We start from the raw sequence: 16,089 nt of genomic DNA on the forward strand, positions 1-16,089 counted from the left end.
ATCAAACTCTCCAACAATGCATTGAAAAATTCAAACCAAGCAAAAAACACACAACCACAACCAACAACCGTCAGCCATGGCCACGCGCTAGCTCAAAAACCCCAAAAAAAAGGGGCACAAAGCAACAAAACAAAGCTCACAAACACACTGTTGAGTTCTCAAACAACACGCAGTTGGTTTTATGTCAGGGCCGCGTCGAGCCCCACTTGAATCTATCAGATCCGAGTTCGGGGCAGAGCGCCACCCTGGGGATCTCTCCCCTGCCTGGTAACCCGGGGCTTCCAACTTCGGCCTTTCGGCTTCCGTCTGCCCGGTCTCCCTGGCGACAAGGAGAACATTACACGGCCGCGAACCCCTCTGAAACAGGGGGGTCCCCTTTTGCGAAATCGCAGGTCAGGAGTCGATCAAGGCTCAAACGGTCCCGTACTGGCGATCGCCGGCGTCGCCGAGGCCCGGCACGATGAACCCGGATTCGTTCAATCGCTCGTCCACCGAGGCCGTCACGACGCGGACGGGAAGGCCCGCCTTCCGGAGGTGCTCCAAACCTTCGGGCGCCGCGAGCGCGCACACCGCCGTGACGTCCGTGGCTCCGCGCCCGGTCAGCATGCGGATCGTGTGCTCCATCGAACCGCCCGTGGCGAGCATCGGGTCGAGCACGAACACGGGCCTTCCCGCGAGCGACTCCGGCAGCGACTCCATGTACGGCGTCGGCTGGAGCGTCTCCTCATCACGCGCGAGGCCCACGAAACCCATCTGCGCGTCCGGGATCAGCCTGTGCGCCTGGTCCGCCATCCCCAGGCCCGCCCGCAGCACGGGGACGAGCAACGGCGGCGACTCCAACCGGTAGCCGTCCGTGAGAGCGACGGGAGTGTGGATGCGGTCCGTGACGAGCGGCGCGTCCCGCGTCGCCTCGTACACGAGCATCACCGTCAGCTCGTGGAGCGCGGCACGGAAGGCCGCGCTGTCGGTACGGGCGTCGCGCATGGTGGACAGGCGCGCGCGGGCGAGCGGATGTTCGACGACCTGGACGTCCATGGACGTCAGCGTAACGAGGACGCCCCGGCGGGTCGCTCGAAAGTGCGGTGAACGGCGGGTCGGGCCACTAAGGTGGCTGAACATGACCGAAGAGTCCGGATCAGCCGAACCCCACCGCATCGAACCGGCCCGGCTGCGCGCCTCGGACACCGACCGGGAGCAGGTCGCTCAGCAGCTGCATCGGGCCATGGGTGACGGCAGGATCACCGTCTCCGAGCTCGAGGAACGCCTCGGCATCGTGTACGCGGCCAAGACACTGGGCGAACTCGAACCGGTCCTGACCGATATCCCCGGGGCCGTCTCCCCGGCGAGCGCGGCTCAGCCCCCGGCCGCACAGCCCTCGCCGCGGGCCCCGGAGAGCCGGGTCGGCGGCACGCCCGGTTCGGCGACGTCGATCGCGATCATGTCCGGCACCGACCGCAAGGGCAGCTGGGTCGTCCCGCGGCAGCACAACAGCTTCGCGTTCTGGGGTGGCGTCGAGATCGACCTGCGCGAGGCGCGGTTCGCCGAGCGCGAGGTGACGATCACGGCCGTGGCGATCATGGCGGGGATCGACGTGATCGTGCCGGACGACGTCCACGTACGCGTGACCGGGATCGGCGTGATGGGTGCGTTCGAGCGGGTGGACAAGAAGGACCCCCGGCCCGAGGACGAGGTTCCCGAGGGCGCCCCGGTGGTGACCGTGAACGGGCTGGCCTTCTGGGCGGGCGTCGAGGTGCGCAGGATGCCACGGAAGAAGAAGGTCGAGGGGCGCGACAACAGACGACTCGAATAGTCGTGCCCGGGAACCGGGGGCTGCTGCCCGTCGCACGGGCATCGCCGACTCGGGCCCGGCGGCCCGCACCGGCAGCTACGCTCACGGGCATGGCAACAGCTAGTTCGCCGGCAGTGCTCGCCGACGCCACCCGCGACGAGACGAGCCTGTCCCGGTTCCTGCACGGTTTGCCCGGGGTCGATCAGGTCGGTGTGGAGGCCAGGGCCGCGAGCCTCGGCACGCGCAGCATCAAGAAGGCCGCGAAGCTCTGGGCGATCGACACGGCGATCTCGATGGTCGACCTGACCACGCTCGAGGGCGCCGACACCCGCGGCAAGGTGCGTTCGCTGGCGGCGAAGGCGCGCAGGCCCGACCCGGACCGGCCGGACACTCCCCCGGTCGCGGCCGTGTGCGTCTACCCGGACATGGCGGCCACCGCCGTCGAGGCTCTGCAGGGCACGGGCATCGGCGTGGCGAGTGTGGCGACGGCGTTTCCCTCCGGCCGGTCGAGCCGCGAGGTGAAGCTGACCGACGTCCGGCTGGCCGTCGAGGCGGGCGCCGCCGAGGTCGACATGGTGATCGACCGCGGCGCGTTCCTCGAAGGCCGGTACGGCCACGTGTTCGACGAGATCCGCGCGGTCAAGCAGGCCTGCGGGGACGCGCACCTGAAGGTGATCCTGGAGACCGGGGAACTGGCGACGTACGACAACGTGCGGCGGGCGTCGTGGCTCGGCCTGCTGGCGGGCGGCGACTTCATCAAGACCTCGACGGGCAAGGTCTCCCCCGCGGCGACACTGCCGGTGACGCACGTGATGCTGCAGGCCGTCCGCGACTGGTACGACGCGACGGGTGAGCTGCGCGGGGTCAAGCCCGCGGGCGGCATCCGGTCCACAAAGGACGCGCTGCGGTACCTCGTCGCCGTCCACGAGGTGGCGGGCGAGGAATGGCTGACCCCGGAGCTGTTCCGGTTCGGTGCGTCCAGCCTGCTGGGCGACCTGGTGCTACAGCGGCGGACCCAGCACGACGGCCACTACAGTGGCCCCGACTACGTGGCGGTGGATTGATTCGATGAGCGTGTGGGAATACGCGCCCGCGCCGGAGTCTCGCGACCTGGCGAACCTGCGGCCGAACTACCGGCCGTTCGTCGACGGCGAGTTCGTCGACGGCGGCGGTGATCCGCTGACGTCCCTCAACCCGGCGACCGAGGAGCCTCTCGCGGAGGTCGGCACCGCGTCGGAGTCCGACGTGGACGCAGCCGTGCGGGCCGCGCGGCGTGCCTTCGAACAGGTCTGGGGGCCCATGCCGGGCGCCGAACGCGCCAAGTACCTGTTCCGTATCGCACGACTTCTCCAGGAACGCGCGCGCGAACTGGCCGTGCTGGAGACCCTGGACAACGGCAAGCCGATCAAGGAGTCACGCGACTCCGACGTCCCGACGGCCGCCGCGCACTTCTTCTACCACGCGGGCTGGGCGGACAAGCTGGACTACGCGGGCTACGGGCCCGACCCGCAGCCGCTCGGCGTCGCGGGCCAGATCATCCCGTGGAACTTCCCGCTGCTCATGCTGGCGTGGAAGATCGCGCCCGCACTGGCGACCGGCAACACGGTGGTGCTCAAACCCGCCGAGACCACACCGCTGAGCGCACTGGTGTTCGCCGAGATCTGCCAGCAGGCGGGCCTGCCGGCGGGCGTGGTGAACATCGTGCCGGGCGCAGGCGACGTCGGTTCGCTGCTGGTGCGTCACCCCGGCATCGACAAGATCGCGTTCACCGGGTCGACCGCCGTGGGCAAGGAGATCCAGCACGCGGTGGCGGGCACGCCCAAGCGGCTGACGCTGGAGCTCGGCGGCAAGGCGGCCAACGTCGTGTTCGACGACGCGCCGCTCGACCAGGCCGTCGAGGGCATCGTGGGCGGGATTTTCTTCAATCAGGGACACGTCTGCTGTGCGGGTTCGCGCCTGCTGGTGCAGGAGTCGGTGGCCGAGGAGCTGCTGGGCAAGCTGCGCGCGCGGGTGTCGACGTTGCGGCTCGGCGACCCGCTCGACAAGAACACCGACATCGGCGCGATCAACTCCGCCGAACAGCTGGCGAAGATCCGTGAGCTCACCGCGTCGGGCGAGGACGAGGGCGCCGAACGCTGGACGAGCCCGTGCGAGCTGCCCGAGCGCGGCTTCTACTTCGCCCCGACCGTGCTGTCCGGCGTCGAGCAGTCGATGCGGGTCGCGCGCGAGGAGATCTTCGGGCCGGTGCTGTCGGTGTTGACGTTCCGCACCCCGGACGAGGCCGTGACGAAGGCCAACAACACGCCGTACGGCCTGTCCGCGGGACTGTGGACCGAGAAGGGATCGCGCATCCTGTGGCTGGCCGACCGGATGCGCGCGGGCGTGGTCTGGGCCAACACGTTCAACCGCTTCGACCCCGCCGCGCCGTTCGGCGGCTACCAGGAGTCGGGCTTCGGCCGCGAGGGCGGCCGCACCGGACTGGAGGCGTACCTGCATGTCTGACCGCGTGAGCGTCGCGAAGACGTACAAGCTCTACATCGACGGGAAGTTCCCCCGTTCCGAGTCGGGGCGCACCTACCCGGTGACCGATGCCGAGGGCGGGTTCCTCGCCAATGCCTCGCACGCCTCGCGCAAGGACGTGCGCGACGCGGTGTCGGCCGCGCGGAAGGCGTTCGGCGGGTGGTCGGGTGCGACCGCCTACAACCGCGGGCAGGTGCTGTACCGCGTCGCCGAGGTGCTCGAAGGCAGGCGGGAGCAGTTCGCCGCCGAGGTGGCGGCATGCGAGGGGGTGCCCACCGCGGACGCGATGTGCACTGTGGATGCCGCCGTGGACCGGTGGGTGTGGTACGCCGGATGGACCGACAAGATCGCCAGCGTGCTGGGCGCGGCGAATCCCGTCGCCGGGCCGTACTTCTCGTTCACGGTTCCGGAACCGACCGGGGTCGTCGGGGTGCTGGCACCGCAGTCGTCGTCCCTGCTCGGACTGGTGAGCGTGCTGGCACCGGTGGTGGCGACGGGCTGCACCGCGGTCGTGGTCAGCAGCGCCGACCGCCCGCTGCCCGCGATCACGCTGTCCGAGGTGCTGGCGACGTCCGACGTGCCGGGCGGGGTGGTGAACGTGCTGACCGGCCGCGCGGACGAGCTCGGGCCGTGGCTCGCCTCGCACGCCGACGTCAACGCGATCGACCCGACCGGCGCGAGCGCCGAGTCGCGCGTCGACATCGCGCAACAGGCGTCGGGCACCGTGAAGCGGGTGCTGACGGTGCCGGGCGACGAGCCCGACTGGACCCGCCGTCCCGACATCTCCCGCCTCCGGCGCTACCTCGAGGCCAAGACCGTCTGGCACCCCAAGGGCACCTGAGGGCGGGGCTACGGCGCGGCGACGGTGACGTGCCGATCAATGCCCGGGTTCTCGAGCTCGTCGAGCGCGGCGACGGCGAAGTCCTCGGGGGTTCACGGGCTTCCTCGCAGTGCGGTGTCGGCGGTCGATGGGCCGTCCGGGCTGGGGCCGTCGGGCGGGCCGGTGTCGGTCGTGTCGGTGTCGGTCGTGTCGGTGTCGGGGCCGCCGGGGTCCGGTTCGGACGGTCCCGGTCGCGACGACCCGGCGGGTGGCCGTTGGGTCCGTGGCCGCTCGGCGGGTGCGAGCTGTCCGCCGACCATCGCCGTCAGCGCCAGTGCGAAGCCCACGAGTTGCACGACCCCGAGGCCTTCGCCCAGAAGGAGCGCACCGAACGCGGCCGCCACCAGCGGTGACAACAGAGTGAGCAGTGCTGTGGCGGTCACGGGCAGACTGCGCAGACCGTTGAACCAGAGGGTGTAGGCCAGCAGTCCGCCGACGATGCCGAGCCACGCATACCCGGACAGCGCCGCCCCGTCGACCCGGGCTGGCACGCCGTCGATCAACAGTGTGGGCACGAGCAGGACGCAGCCGCCGGCGGTCAGCTGCCACCCGGCGAAGGCCGGTGCGCTCACCCCGTCGGGACGCCCCCAGCGTTTCGTCAGCGTGACGCCGAGCGCCATGGTCACGGCGCCGCCGATGCCCGCCGCGATCCCGAGCGGATCCATCGCGGCGTCCGGACCGAGCACGACGAGCGCCACGCCGGCCACGCCCACGGCACCCCAGCCGGTCCGGCCGCCGGACAGTCGTTCGCCCAGCACGCCCACCGCCGCCAACGCCACGACGATCGGCTGCGTCGCGGCCAGCGTGGCGGCGACACCGCCGGGCAACCGCTCGGCCGCGACGAACAGCAGCGGGAAGAACGCGCCGATGTTCAGGGTGCCGAGGACCGCCGCCTTCCACAGCCACGGTCCGCGCGGGACCACTCGGGTGAGGAGCAACGCCGCCAGTCCCGCGGGCAACGCCCGGACGAGCGCCGCGAACAGCGGGTGACCCGGCGGCAGGAGCTCCGTGGTGACGACATACGTCGTTCCCCACACGGCGGGAGCGAGCGCGGTCAGTGCGGTGAGTGTCACGCGGCCGGTCGCCGCGTCAGGTGCTGCGGTCGTCACACGTCGAGCATCCAGCCGCGAGCATCGATGAGTCCAACACATCGTTTTCATCCCAGCAATCGCGTGTGACCATCGATCGATGGAACTGCAGCAGCTGCGGTACGTCCTCGCCGTGGCCGACACCATGAGCTTCACCCGCGCCGCGCAGCGGTGTTTCGTCGTCCAGTCGTCGCTGAGCCACCAGATCAAGGCGCTGGAGAGCGAGCTCGGCGTGCGACTGTTCGCGCGCACCAGCCGCCGCGTCGAACTCACCGAGGCGGGTACCGCGTTCCTCCCGGGTGCACGGGCCGCGCTGGAATCCGCGGACCGCGCTGCTCAGGATGCCGCGGCCGCCACGGGCGAGGTACGCGGACAGCTGACGATCGGCACCATCCCGACGCTGACCGCCGTCGACCTGCCCGGCGCGCTGCGGCGTTTCTGCGGCAGACATCCGCACGTCGGAGTGACCTCGCGCACCGGCAACAGCGACGACCTCGCCGCGGCCGTCCGTGCGGGCGAGATCGACGTCGCGTTCCTCGGGCTGCCCGACACCACCGAGCCCCGCGGCGGTCGCATCCGGCGGCTCGCCCGGGAACGCCTCGTCGCCGTCGTCCCGCACGCCCACCGGCTCGCCGACCGGCGCCGCGTTCACCTCCGGGACCTGGCCGACGAACCGTTCGCCGACTTCCCGACCAGGAGCCCGGGCCGTACCCAGAGCGACAACGCGTTCGCCGCGGCCGCCCTCAGCCGCCGGGTCGCGTTCGAGGCGATGGACGCCGCGCTCATTTTGGACCTCGTCGGCAACGGACTCGCCGTCGCGCTCCTGCCCGCAGGCGTCGTTCCGGAGCGCGCCGAACTGTCAAGCCTGCCGGTCGTCGACGGTCCGAGACGCACCGAGTATCTGATGTGGAGCGACTTCAACCCCACACCCGCGGCGACGGCGTTCCTGGCCGAGCTGGCGGTACAGACCTGACGCCCGCCGGCGGCCGTGGCCAGCAACGCCGGGTCGCGTCGGCCGGGAACCGGCTCGGTCCCGGAATCCGCAACACGATCCCTGGAGCCCGGAACACGGCCCCCGGGAAACGCAACACGGGCCCCGGAGGGCGCAACACGGCCTGGGGTCAGCCGGAGAGGGGGCCCACGTCGGTGAGGCGGATGACCGGGGCGCCTGCGTCGTCGGATGCGTCCAGGTCGACCTCGGCACTGATGCCCCAGTCGCGGTCGCCCTCGGGGTCGTCGAAGATCTGCCGCACCTTCCAGATCCCCGGCTGCTGGTCGATGATCAGCATCGCGGGCCCCCGCGCGTCCGGGCCGGTGCGGATCTCGTCGTACTCCTCGAAGTACTCGTCGAGGGCGTCGGCCCAGTCGTCGGCGTCCCAGTCGCCGTCGAGTTCGCCGAGCTCGTCGTAGGCCTCGCGGGCGGCGAGTTCGACCCGGCGGAACATCTCGTTGCGCACCAGCACGCGGAACGCACGCTCGTTGCGCGTCACCGGCGGCGGCCCCTCGGGCAGCGCCCGCTCGGGGTGGCCCGCGGCGATCTCCTCGTCCGGGTGCCGCAGCGCCTCCCACTCGTCCAGCAGGCTCGAGTCGACCTGGCGCACGAGTTCGCCGAGCCATTCGATGAGGTCGCTCAGCGGTTCGGTCTTCGCGTCGTCGGGGACGGTGCGCCGTAGCGTGTCGTAGGCGTCGGCGAGGTACCGCAGCAGCACGCCCTCGGAGCGGGCGAGGTTGTAGTGCCCGATGTACTCGACGAAGTTCATGGCGCGCTCGTACATGTCACGCACGACCGACTTGGGCGAGAGCTCGTAGTCGGCGACCCACGGATGTCCCTGCCGGTACGTCGCGTACGCCGCCTCAAGCAGTTCGGTCAGCGGCTTCGGGTGGTCGATCTCCTCGAGCAGCTCCATGCGCTCGTCGTACTCGATCCCCTGGGACTTCATCTCCGCGACGGCCTCGCCGCGCGCCTTGAACCGCTGTTGCGACAGGATCTGCTTCGGATCGTCCACGGTGGACTCGATGATGGACACGACGTCGAGCGCGTAGCTGGGCGATTCCGGGTCGAGCAGGTCGATCGCGGCGAGCGCGAGCGGCGACAGCGGCTGGTTCAGCGCGAAGTCGAACTGCAGGTCCACGGTCAACCGGACACGACGGCCGTCGGCGTCGGGCTCGTCGAGCCGTTCGACGACGCCCGCCGCCAGCAGCGCGCGGAAGATCGCGATCGCGCGCAGGATGTGCCTGCGCTGCGAGGCCCGGTCCTCGTGGTTGTCCTCGAGCAGATGCCGCATGTGGGCGAAGGCGTCGCCGGGCCGCGAGATGACGTTGAGCAGCATCGAGTGCGTCGCCGTGAAACTCGACGTCAACGGTTCCGGCTCGGCGGCGATGAGCTTCTCGAACGTCGTCTCGGTCCAGTTGACGAAGCCCTCCGGGGCCTTCTTCCGCGTGATCTTGCGCTTCTTCTTGGCGTCGTCGCCGGCCTTCTCGAGGGCCTTGGCGTTCTCGATGACGTGATCGGGCGCCTGCACGACGACGTAGCCGTCGGTGTCGTAGCCGGCCCGGCCCGCGCGGCCCGCGATCTGGTGGAACTCACGTGCCTTCAGGTGCCGCTGGCGGGTGCCGTCGAACTTCGTGAGTGCCGACAGCACCACGGTGCGGATGGGCACGTTGATGCCGACGCCGAGCGTGTCCGTGCCGCAGATCAGCTTCAGCAGACCGGCCTGGGCGAGCTGTTCGACCAACCGCCGGTACTTCGGCAGCATCCCCGCGTGGTGCACCCCGATGCCGGCGCGCACGAGCCGCGAGAGCGTCTTGCCGAACCCGGCCGAGAACCGGAAGTCGCCGATCGCCTCGGCGATGGCGTCCTTCTCCGCCCGCGTCGTGACGTTGATGCTGACCAGCGCCTGCGCACTCTCCACGGCCGCGGCCTGCGAGAAGTGCACGATGTAGATCGGCGCCTGACCTCCCGAGAGCAGCTCGGTGACGGTCTCGTGCATCGGCGTCATCGCGTAGCGGAACGTCAGCGGCACGGGTCGCTGCGCCGACGTGACCACGGCGGTCGACCGGCCGGTGCGCCGCGTCAGGTCCTTCTCGAAGAACGAGACGTCGCCCAGCGTGGCCGACATGAGCACGAACTGTGCCTGCGGCAGTTCGATCAGCGGCACCTGCCAGGCCCAGCCGCGGTCGGGTTCGGAGTAGAAGTGGAACTCGTCGGCGACGACCTGGCCGACGTCGGCGTCCGCGCCGTCGCGCAGCGCGATGTTGGCGAGGATCTCCGCGGTGCAGCAGATGATCGGGGCGTCCGGGTTGACCGACGAGTCGCCGGTCACCATCCCGACGTTGTCCGCACCGAAGGTCTCGACGAGCGAGAAGAACTTCTCGGACACCAGCGCCTTGATCGGCGCCGTGTAGTAGCTCCGGCGGCCGTCGGCGAGCGCCGCGAAGTGGGCCCCCACCGCGACCAGGCTCTTGCCCGAGCCCGTCGGCGTGGACAGGATGACGTTCGAGCCCGAGACCGCCTCGATCAGGGCTTCTTCCTGCGCCGGATACAGCTCGATGCCGCGTTCGAGAGTCCAGCTGGAGAACGCGTCGAACAGCGTGTCCGGGTCGGAGTCGCCGGGTACCAGGTCGGCAAGGGAGTCAGTCATCGTGACCTAGATGGTGTCATCGCGACGTTCGGCCGGTGAGGGGTGATCGCGGGAACCGGGCGGAACCCGTACGCTTCGAGGCGCGCCCCGGGAGAGTGAATCACCCTGCCGAGCTGGGCGTATCAGGTGTGTGGCGGAGGAAGTAATGGCACAGGACATCATCCCGATCGAACTCGGGCTGCCGCAGGGCGACCTCGTCACCCTGTGGGCCCCGCGCTGGCGGGAGGACGGCGAGGAGTGGGAAGCCTTCCTCGGCGATGAGGAGGACCTGTACGCCTTCCCCGACGCCGCGCACCTCGCCGCCTACGTGCGCACGGCAGAGCAGCACGATCTGATCGACCACCCGGCGTGGCACACCGTGCCCGCACTGAACGCGCCCGAGCTCATCCCGGACGACGACCACTCGTACGACCTGGTCGGCGTGCCGGAGATGGTCGCCGAGACGCCCGACTCGTGGACGCTGTCCGAGCTGGCCGAGATCGTGGGCATCGTGCGCTCGCTGGCCGACGTGTGCGAACTCGACGACGTGCACGAGGTCCTCGACAGCTGCGAGGGCTTCTCGCTGCTCGACCAGGGGACCCTCCCGTTCAGCGGCCGCGAGGGCGGCAAGCTGTGGACCGATCTGTCCGAGACGGTCTCCGAGAAGTGGGACACGATCCTCGACGCGGTGGACGACCTCGTGACGGTGCCGGACGTCGACGCCGCCACCCTCGAGACCACGGCCGAGGAGCTCGCGGCGTTCCACGAGGAGTCCGCCGAGTCCGAGGCGGGTGTCGACAGCGAGGGCGAGGAGATCGACCCGGTCGGCGGATCCGACTCCGAGGACGAGGACGACACCGAGGAGGAACTCGGCTTCTGGGGCGAGGTCGGCATCGACCCGATCAAGATCGTCACCTCGAACGGCGAGCACTACACGTTGCGGTGCTACCTCGACGACGACCCGGTGTTCCTCGGTTCGAACGGCACCATCGAGGTATTCACCTCCCCGAAGGCGCTGGCCCGCAGGCTCGCCGAACCGGGCGACCTGGCCGACAACGAGCTGGCCGACGTGTCCACGTGGGACGAGGTGCTGACGGCGGCGACGGCGGGCGAACTCGAGGTCGAGGTCGAAGCGGCCAACACCTACGTGCTGGCGTCGCTGGACTCCGACCTCGGCGAAGGGCCCGACGCGGTCGACCCCAACCAGCTCGAACTGGCCGTCGAACTGCTCACCGACGCCGCGGACTGGTCCGGCGACGACAGCGTCGGCGAGGCCCTCGCGACGTCGGAACGGCTCGGCTGGCTCGTGTCGTACGTCCTCAAGCCCGACCCCACTCGGATGGCGCCGAGCGGCCCGTTCGATGACGAGCAGAAGACCTGGCGCGGCCTGGTCGATGACTTCGAGGACCGCCTCCACGTCAACTGACGCACCTCAGGGCGCCCACGATGCCCGCGTTCACCAGCGTTCGCTGCGCACCGGGGTCAGCCAGACGGCCATCACGGGGAAGAGCGCCGCGACGCAGAACGCCAGCGCGTAGCGGGTGTCGCCGATCACGAGGCCGAGCAGCGGCGGGGTCAGCACGGCGGCGAGGTTCTGCGTCGTGTTCTGGACCCCCATCGCACGACCCGCCCAGCTGAGACCGGCGAGTTCGGCCGACGCGGTGAAGCCGAGTCCGTTGTCGCTGACGGTGATGACGGCCGCCAGGGTCAGCGCGCCGACCGCCAACCACGACCACGTCGCGTCGCCACCCGCCAGCAGCAGCATCACCAGCGCGCTCGCCATCGCCAGTGTCCGCATCGGACGGAGCCTGCTGCGCACGCGGTCGGACCAGTAGCCGGCCGCGAGCCTGCCCAGTGCGCCGAGGCCCTGCAGCACCGCGAGGAACGCACCCGCGGCGAGCGCGCTCCAGTCGTGCATCGTCACCAGGTAGACGGGCGCGAACGCCGACACCGCGAACTGCGGGACGACCAGCAGCGCACTGGCGCCGTGCACGCGCCACAGCGTCGCGCCACGATACGGCGACCGGTCGCGGTGCGGGCGGTCCCCGTTGCCGTCGCGTTCGGGCCGCGGCGGGTCCACCACGAACCACGCCACGAGCACCGCGACGGCCAGCGCCAACGCGGCGGGCAGCAGCATCGCACCGCGGTACCCGGCGTGTTCGGCCAGTAGCGGCAGCGCCAGTGCGGCGATGCCGACGCCGAGCGGCTGCGCGGTCTGCCGGATGCCCATGGCGACGCCGCGTTCGGCGGCCGAGAACCAGCCCATGACGACCCGGCCGCTGGCCGCGTTGACCGACGCCGTGCACGCTCCCGCGGCGACGAGCAGGCCGAACAGTGCGGACAGCGACGGTCCGGTGAGACCGGCGACGAGCAGGAGCAGACCGGAGGCCCCGAGCCCGAGCGCCATGACGAGGCGTTCGCCGTAGCGGTCGGCGGCCGCTCCCCACAGGATGAGTGTGAGCAGCAGTCCGATGCTCGGCGCGACGACCACCGTGCCCGCCTGACTGAGGGTGAGATTCTCCGCCCGCTGCATCGCCGGGACGAGGAACGGGATGCCGAACAGGAACGCGCAGCTCGCGGTCTGGGCGCCCAAACCGAGCGCGAGGATCCGCCACCGGAACCAGTCGGATCGGCCTCCCCCGGGGCCGTCGTCGGCGGACTCGACGGCGAGGTCGGCGCTCCCCCGCAGCGCGCCGTCGGAGCCCGCATCGGATCCGCCGCCCGGCCCGTCGTCCGGGGCGTCCCCGCGGCCGGAGTCACCGCCGTCGCTGCGGCCGTGGCCCTCGCCGTCGCCCGGAGGCCCCATCCGCGTCATCGCTCCCACCATTCAAGACGACGATCCTGGATGATGGACTTTAGTTCGCGTGGCTAACCGTTACAAGCGAGCGAGTGGGCCTCACGGAGATCACGGCCGGCGTAGGCGTGGGTGGCGAGGCCGCCGACGTGGTGGTCGGCGTTGACGGCCACCGAGACCGGAACTGCGCCGAACAGGGCGACGTCGGACGACGAGTCGCCGTAGGCCACGCAGTCGGCGCGGGTGACACCGAACGCCGCGCACAGCTCGTCGGCGATACGCACCTTGGAATCGGGCGTGTGGATGAGTGCCGGGTCGACGGGTTCGGCGAACGGCACCGCGGGCCACGGCGAGCCGTGCGCAGCGTGCACACCCCACGGCACCAGCCGTTCGACGAAGAAGCTCGGCGAGATCGAGATGACGGCGCAGTGCTCGCCGCGCGCACGGATGTCGGCCCACGTCTCGCGGATGCCCTGCAGCCACGGCGCGCCGTCGAACGCGGCGACGACGTGCGCCTCGGTCAGCTCGCCCCACAGGGCCTGCGCACGCCGCGCGAACTCCCCGGTGCTCAGCAGTCCATCGGCGAAGGCCCGTTCCAGCTCGACGATCTCGGTCTCGACGCCGATCTGCTTCGACAGCTCGATCGCCGCGGCCGACTCGTGGATGAGGGTGCCGTCCATGTCGAACAAGTGCAGTCGCGTCATCGCGACGCACTGTAGCCGCTGGAGCCGCGGAGACCCGAACGAGTTTCCGCCGACCGTGAGACGTCCGCCGCCTCGGCCGGGAGGCGCTGCGGCAGCGGCGCGCTCCGGGGCCGGTGCCGCACGGCCGCTCGCGCCCGTGGCGGCCGGCCGCGGTGCGGACATCCGGGCCCCTGCGGCGCCGCTCAGGACATCAACTCGGCGTATCCCGGCTTGATGACGTTGTTGATCACGTCGAGCCGCTGGTCGAAATCCAGGAACGCGGATTTCATGGCGTTGATCGTGAACCACTGAAGATCGGCCCACTCGTAGCCGAACGCATCGACCAGAGCTGCGAACTCCGACGACATGGAGCAGCCGCTCATCAACCGGTTGTCGGTGTTGACCGTGACCCGGAATCGCAGCTTCGCGAGCAGGCCGAACGGATGCTCCGCGATCGACGGCGCCGCACCGGTCTGAACGTTCGACGACGGGCACAGTTCGAGCGGGATCCGCGTGTCCCGAACGAACGAGGCCAGCCTGCCCAATTGCACCTCGCCGTCGGCGGAAATCTTCAGGTCGTCGGCGATCCGAACGCCGTGTCCGAGCCTTTCCGCGCCGCAATGCTGAATCGCCTCCCAAATGGAGGCGAGCCCGAAAGCCTCACCCGCGTGAATGGTGAAATGGCCATTGTTGGAACGCATGTACTCGAATGCGTCGAGATTTCGCGTCGGAGGGTATCCGGCCTCCGGGCCGGCGATGTCGAAACCGGCCACGCCGGTGTCGCGGTGCCGGACGGTCAGCTCGGCGATCTCGGACGCGCGCGCGTGCTGGCGCATCGCGCACAGCAGTTGCCGGGCGCGGATGCCGTGGCCCTTGGCCTTCGCCTTCCGTTCACCCTCCGTGACACCGTCCGAGACGGCCTTGACCACCGCATCGAGTGACAGTCCGCGTTCGACGAACAGTTCGGGGGCGTAGCGCAGTTCGGCGTAGACGACGCCGTCGTCGGCCAGATCCTCGACCGCCTCGGCGGCGACCCTGGCCAGCGCGTCCTCGGTCTGCATGACGCCGCAGGTGTGGGCGAACGTCTCCAGGTACTTCTCCAGCGAGCCGGAGTCCGCGGCATCGGCGAACCAGCGGCCCAGCTCGTCGACGTCGGTGGTCGGCAGCCCGTCGTAACCGGTGCTGTCGGCCAGTTCGACGACCGTGTGGGGACGCAATCCGCCGTCGAGGTGATCGTGAAGCAGGACCTTGGGGGCCTGACGTAGTTGTTCCCGAGTCGGGGCACTTGTGGTGTCCATGTACTGACACTACTCGTCTCGCCCCGCTGCGTCCCGCTCCACGCCGGTGAGCCCCTACGGACGACCGGGCTCGGGGACACGCGGGCGAGACCGGTGGGCAATATGTTGACCCGTTCGTTATTCCGGCGATCGCGCCGACCGTATGCCGCCGTATGCCACAGCCGTCACACACAATTTCCCGGGGGCACTGGTCGCCCCATTTCCGGAGTGGATAGGCTGCCGATCACGTCCCATCCTTTCCCCGCCGATGAAGGACTCGCAGTGACGACTGACAACCAACTCGCAGCTCCGTCCTTCGACCGGATGCGCAACATGCTCGTGCGCGCGGCCGAGGTCCGAGAGAGCGAACAGCAGCAGATCTTCGACGCGCTGGACGACATCTACGCCCGGCTCGCGCCGATCGACTCCCTCGGCGCGGTGCGCAAACGGCTGGGCGAGCTGCCCGACCGCACCGAGGTCGGTGTCCTCGCGGAGCGCCTCGACGAGGCGATGACCCGCATGGAGGCGCAGGACAACGCGATCGCCGAGCTGGGCAAGAACATCGAGGCGGTCGTCGACAAGCTGGCGAAGCCGTTCGCGCAGCTGGACGGGCGGCTCGACAGCATGGCCGCCAAGTTCGAGGCGGTCGCGGGCCGGATGGACGGGCTCGAGGACAAGCTCGAGAACATCCACCGACGCATCGACGAGCTCGGCGGGCACCTCGACAAGCAGGACGACAAGCTCGAGGCCATGCCGCAGACGGTCGGCAACCCGGTGCGCGAGCGCATCGACACCATGGAGAGCGGCCTCAAGGAGCGCGTCGAGCGGCTCGACACCGACGCCAAGGAGCGGCTGAGCACCTCCACCGACGCGGTGAAGACGTCGGTGTCCGAGGCGGCCGAGACGGTCGACCCGACCGCACGGCTCGACAAGGTCACCGACAAGCTCGAGCAGGTCACCAGCAAGCTCGACGACCTGGGCACGCGGGTCGACAAGGTCGAGGACGACCTCACCGGGCGGCTGGGCGACCTGGACGGGTCGGTGCGGTCCGGTTTCGCGGGCGTCGAGGGCACCCTGTCGAAGCAGCCCGAGGCCGACGACGTCGAGGCCGTCGTGCAGAAGAACAGCGAGGAGTCGGTGCGGCGCATCGGCGGTCAGCTGGACGAGGCGATGGCCACGTTCGCGGAGCTGATGCTCGGCGGCGGTGGCGGGCCGGCGCAGCAGACCGTGGCGGTGCAGCCGCCCGCGCCGCGGCAGCCGCGCCGCCGCAACGGCGGGAACCGGCAGAAGGCCGACGCCAAGGCCAAGAACAACGGCTCGGCCGACGCCGACTCCGAGGAGTGATCCTCAGCGCCACAGCGTGACGAAGCCCCGGGACACCCGCCGTGACGACGGTGACCCGGGGCTTTTCGCTGTCCGAACCGCCGCACACGCCGTC

14 protein-coding genes are annotated in these 16,089 nt (G+C 70.2%); 8 read left to right on the forward strand and 6 right to left on the reverse strand.

The features are described 5' to 3' along the window. Positions 1-210: hypothetical protein (locus FHS23_RS22870; RefSeq protein ID WP_221218921.1), on the forward strand; the 210-nt coding region annotated here is incomplete at its 5' end. Positions 211-411: 201 nt separating this feature from the next. Here FHS23_RS22870 and upp read toward each other — a convergent pair. Then, a complete protein-coding gene (upp, locus tag FHS23_RS00005; RefSeq protein ID WP_183645904.1) occupies positions 412-1,035 on the reverse strand; it encodes a uracil phosphoribosyltransferase in 624 nt (207 codons plus the stop codon). Between the two features lie 82 nt (positions 1,036-1,117). Here upp and FHS23_RS00010 point away from each other — a divergent pair, with 82 nt between their 5' ends. The 4 genes from FHS23_RS00010 (at position 1,118) to FHS23_RS00025 (ending at position 5,150) form a co-directional block, all read left to right on the forward strand. Further along, on the forward strand, positions 1,118-1,810 hold the full coding sequence (locus tag FHS23_RS00010) for a DUF1707 SHOCT-like domain-containing protein (RefSeq protein ID WP_183645906.1): 693 nt from the start codon (positions 1,118-1,120) through the stop codon (positions 1,808-1,810). Positions 1,811-1,899: 89 nt separating this feature from the next. After that, on the forward strand, positions 1,900-2,853 hold the full coding sequence (gene deoC, locus FHS23_RS00015; RefSeq protein ID WP_183645909.1) for a deoxyribose-phosphate aldolase: 954 nt from the start codon (positions 1,900-1,902) through the stop codon (positions 2,851-2,853). A 4-nt stretch (positions 2,854-2,857) separates the two neighbouring features. Continuing rightward, positions 2,858-4,291 (forward strand): aldehyde dehydrogenase family protein, encoded by a 1,434-nt coding sequence (locus FHS23_RS00020; RefSeq protein ID WP_183645911.1) that lies wholly within the window; start codon positions 2,858-2,860, stop codon positions 4,289-4,291. Beyond that, positions 4,284-5,150 carry an aldehyde dehydrogenase family protein gene (locus FHS23_RS00025; protein ID WP_183645913.1) on the forward strand — a complete coding sequence of 289 codons (867 nt, stop codon included), beginning with the start codon at positions 4,284-4,286 and terminating at the stop codon, positions 5,148-5,150. Before FHS23_RS00020 ends, FHS23_RS00025 begins: the two co-directional genes overlap by 8 nt. 92 nt (positions 5,151-5,242) lie before the next feature. Here the strand turns inward: FHS23_RS00025 and FHS23_RS00030 are convergent, their stop codons facing one another. Further along, positions 5,243-6,298 carry an EamA family transporter gene (locus FHS23_RS00030; protein WP_343053532.1) on the reverse strand — a complete coding sequence of 352 codons (1,056 nt, stop codon included), beginning with the start codon at positions 6,296-6,298 and terminating at the stop codon, positions 5,243-5,245. A 79-nt stretch (positions 6,299-6,377) separates the two neighbouring features. Here FHS23_RS00030 and FHS23_RS00035 point away from each other — a divergent pair, with 79 nt between their 5' ends. Then, complete coding sequence (locus tag FHS23_RS00035; RefSeq protein WP_183645918.1) at positions 6,378-7,250, forward strand: LysR substrate-binding domain-containing protein; 873 nt, start codon at positions 6,378-6,380, stop codon at positions 7,248-7,250. Positions 7,251-7,398: 148 nt separating this feature from the next. On the opposite strand, the gene FHS23_RS00040 is transcribed toward FHS23_RS00035, so the two are convergent. Then, a complete protein-coding gene (locus tag FHS23_RS00040; protein WP_183645920.1) occupies positions 7,399-9,918 on the reverse strand; it encodes a DEAD/DEAH box helicase in 2,520 nt (839 codons plus the stop codon). A gap of 145 nt (positions 9,919-10,063) precedes the next feature. Here FHS23_RS00040 and FHS23_RS00045 point away from each other — a divergent pair, with 145 nt between their 5' ends. Then, positions 10,064-11,323 carry a primosomal protein gene (locus FHS23_RS00045; protein ID WP_183645922.1) on the forward strand — a complete coding sequence of 420 codons (1,260 nt, stop codon included), beginning with the start codon at positions 10,064-10,066 and terminating at the stop codon, positions 11,321-11,323. A 30-nt stretch (positions 11,324-11,353) separates the two neighbouring features. Here FHS23_RS00045 and FHS23_RS00050 read toward each other — a convergent pair whose 3' ends face one another. The 3 genes from FHS23_RS00050 to FHS23_RS00060 form a co-directional block, all read right to left on the reverse strand. Next, positions 11,354-12,712 carry an MFS transporter gene (locus tag FHS23_RS00050; RefSeq protein WP_246381237.1) on the reverse strand — a complete coding sequence of 453 codons (1,359 nt, stop codon included), beginning with the start codon at positions 12,710-12,712 and terminating at the stop codon, positions 11,354-11,356. Between the two features lie 53 nt (positions 12,713-12,765). After that, complete coding sequence (locus tag FHS23_RS00055; RefSeq protein WP_183645925.1) at positions 12,766-13,395, reverse strand: HAD family hydrolase; 630 nt, start codon at positions 13,393-13,395, stop codon at positions 12,766-12,768. A 182-nt stretch (positions 13,396-13,577) separates the two neighbouring features. Further along, a complete protein-coding gene (locus tag FHS23_RS00060; protein WP_183645928.1) occupies positions 13,578-14,672 on the reverse strand; it encodes an adenosine deaminase in 1,095 nt (364 codons plus the stop codon). Positions 14,673-14,933: 261 nt separating this feature from the next. On the opposite strand from FHS23_RS00060, the gene FHS23_RS00065 reads away from it, so the two are divergent. Further along, positions 14,934-15,995 (forward strand): PA containing protein, encoded by a 1,062-nt coding sequence (locus FHS23_RS00065; RefSeq protein ID WP_183645930.1) that lies wholly within the window; start codon positions 14,934-14,936, stop codon positions 15,993-15,995. The last annotated feature ends 94 nt before the right edge of the window (positions 15,996-16,089 follow it).

It is taken from the genome of Prauserella isguenensis (assembly GCF_014191605.1).
Classification (GTDB): Bacteria; Actinomycetota; Actinomycetes; order Mycobacteriales; family Pseudonocardiaceae; genus Prauserella; species Prauserella isguenensis.

Bases quoted from the DNA above. Each gene is read 5' to 3' on its own strand.
- upp (WP_183645904.1), bottom strand. From the start codon at position 1,035: ATGGACGTCCAGGTCGTCGAACATCCGCTCGCCCGCGCGCGCCTGTCC.
- FHS23_RS00010 (WP_183645906.1), top strand. From the start codon at position 1,118: ATGACCGAAGAGTCCGGATCAGCCGAACCCCACCGCATCGAACCGGCC.
- deoC (WP_183645909.1), top strand. From the start codon at position 1,900: ATGGCAACAGCTAGTTCGCCGGCAGTGCTCGCCGACGCCACCCGCGAC.
- FHS23_RS00020 (WP_183645911.1), top strand. From the start codon at position 2,858: ATGAGCGTGTGGGAATACGCGCCCGCGCCGGAGTCTCGCGACCTGGCG.
- FHS23_RS00025 (WP_183645913.1), top strand. From the start codon at position 4,284: ATGTCTGACCGCGTGAGCGTCGCGAAGACGTACAAGCTCTACATCGAC.
- FHS23_RS00035 (WP_183645918.1), top strand. From the start codon at position 6,378: ATGGAACTGCAGCAGCTGCGGTACGTCCTCGCCGTGGCCGACACCATG.
- FHS23_RS00040 (WP_183645920.1), bottom strand. From the start codon at position 9,918: ATGACTGACTCCCTTGCCGACCTGGTACCCGGCGACTCCGACCCGGAC.
- FHS23_RS00045 (WP_183645922.1), top strand. From the start codon at position 10,064: ATGGCACAGGACATCATCCCGATCGAACTCGGGCTGCCGCAGGGCGAC.
- FHS23_RS00050 (WP_246381237.1), bottom strand. From the start codon at position 12,712: ATGACGCGGATGGGGCCTCCGGGCGACGGCGAGGGCCACGGCCGCAGC.
- FHS23_RS00055 (WP_183645925.1), bottom strand. From the start codon at position 13,395: ATGACGCGACTGCACTTGTTCGACATGGACGGCACCCTCATCCACGAG.
- FHS23_RS00060 (WP_183645928.1), bottom strand. From the start codon at position 14,672: ATGGACACCACAAGTGCCCCGACTCGGGAACAACTACGTCAGGCCCCC.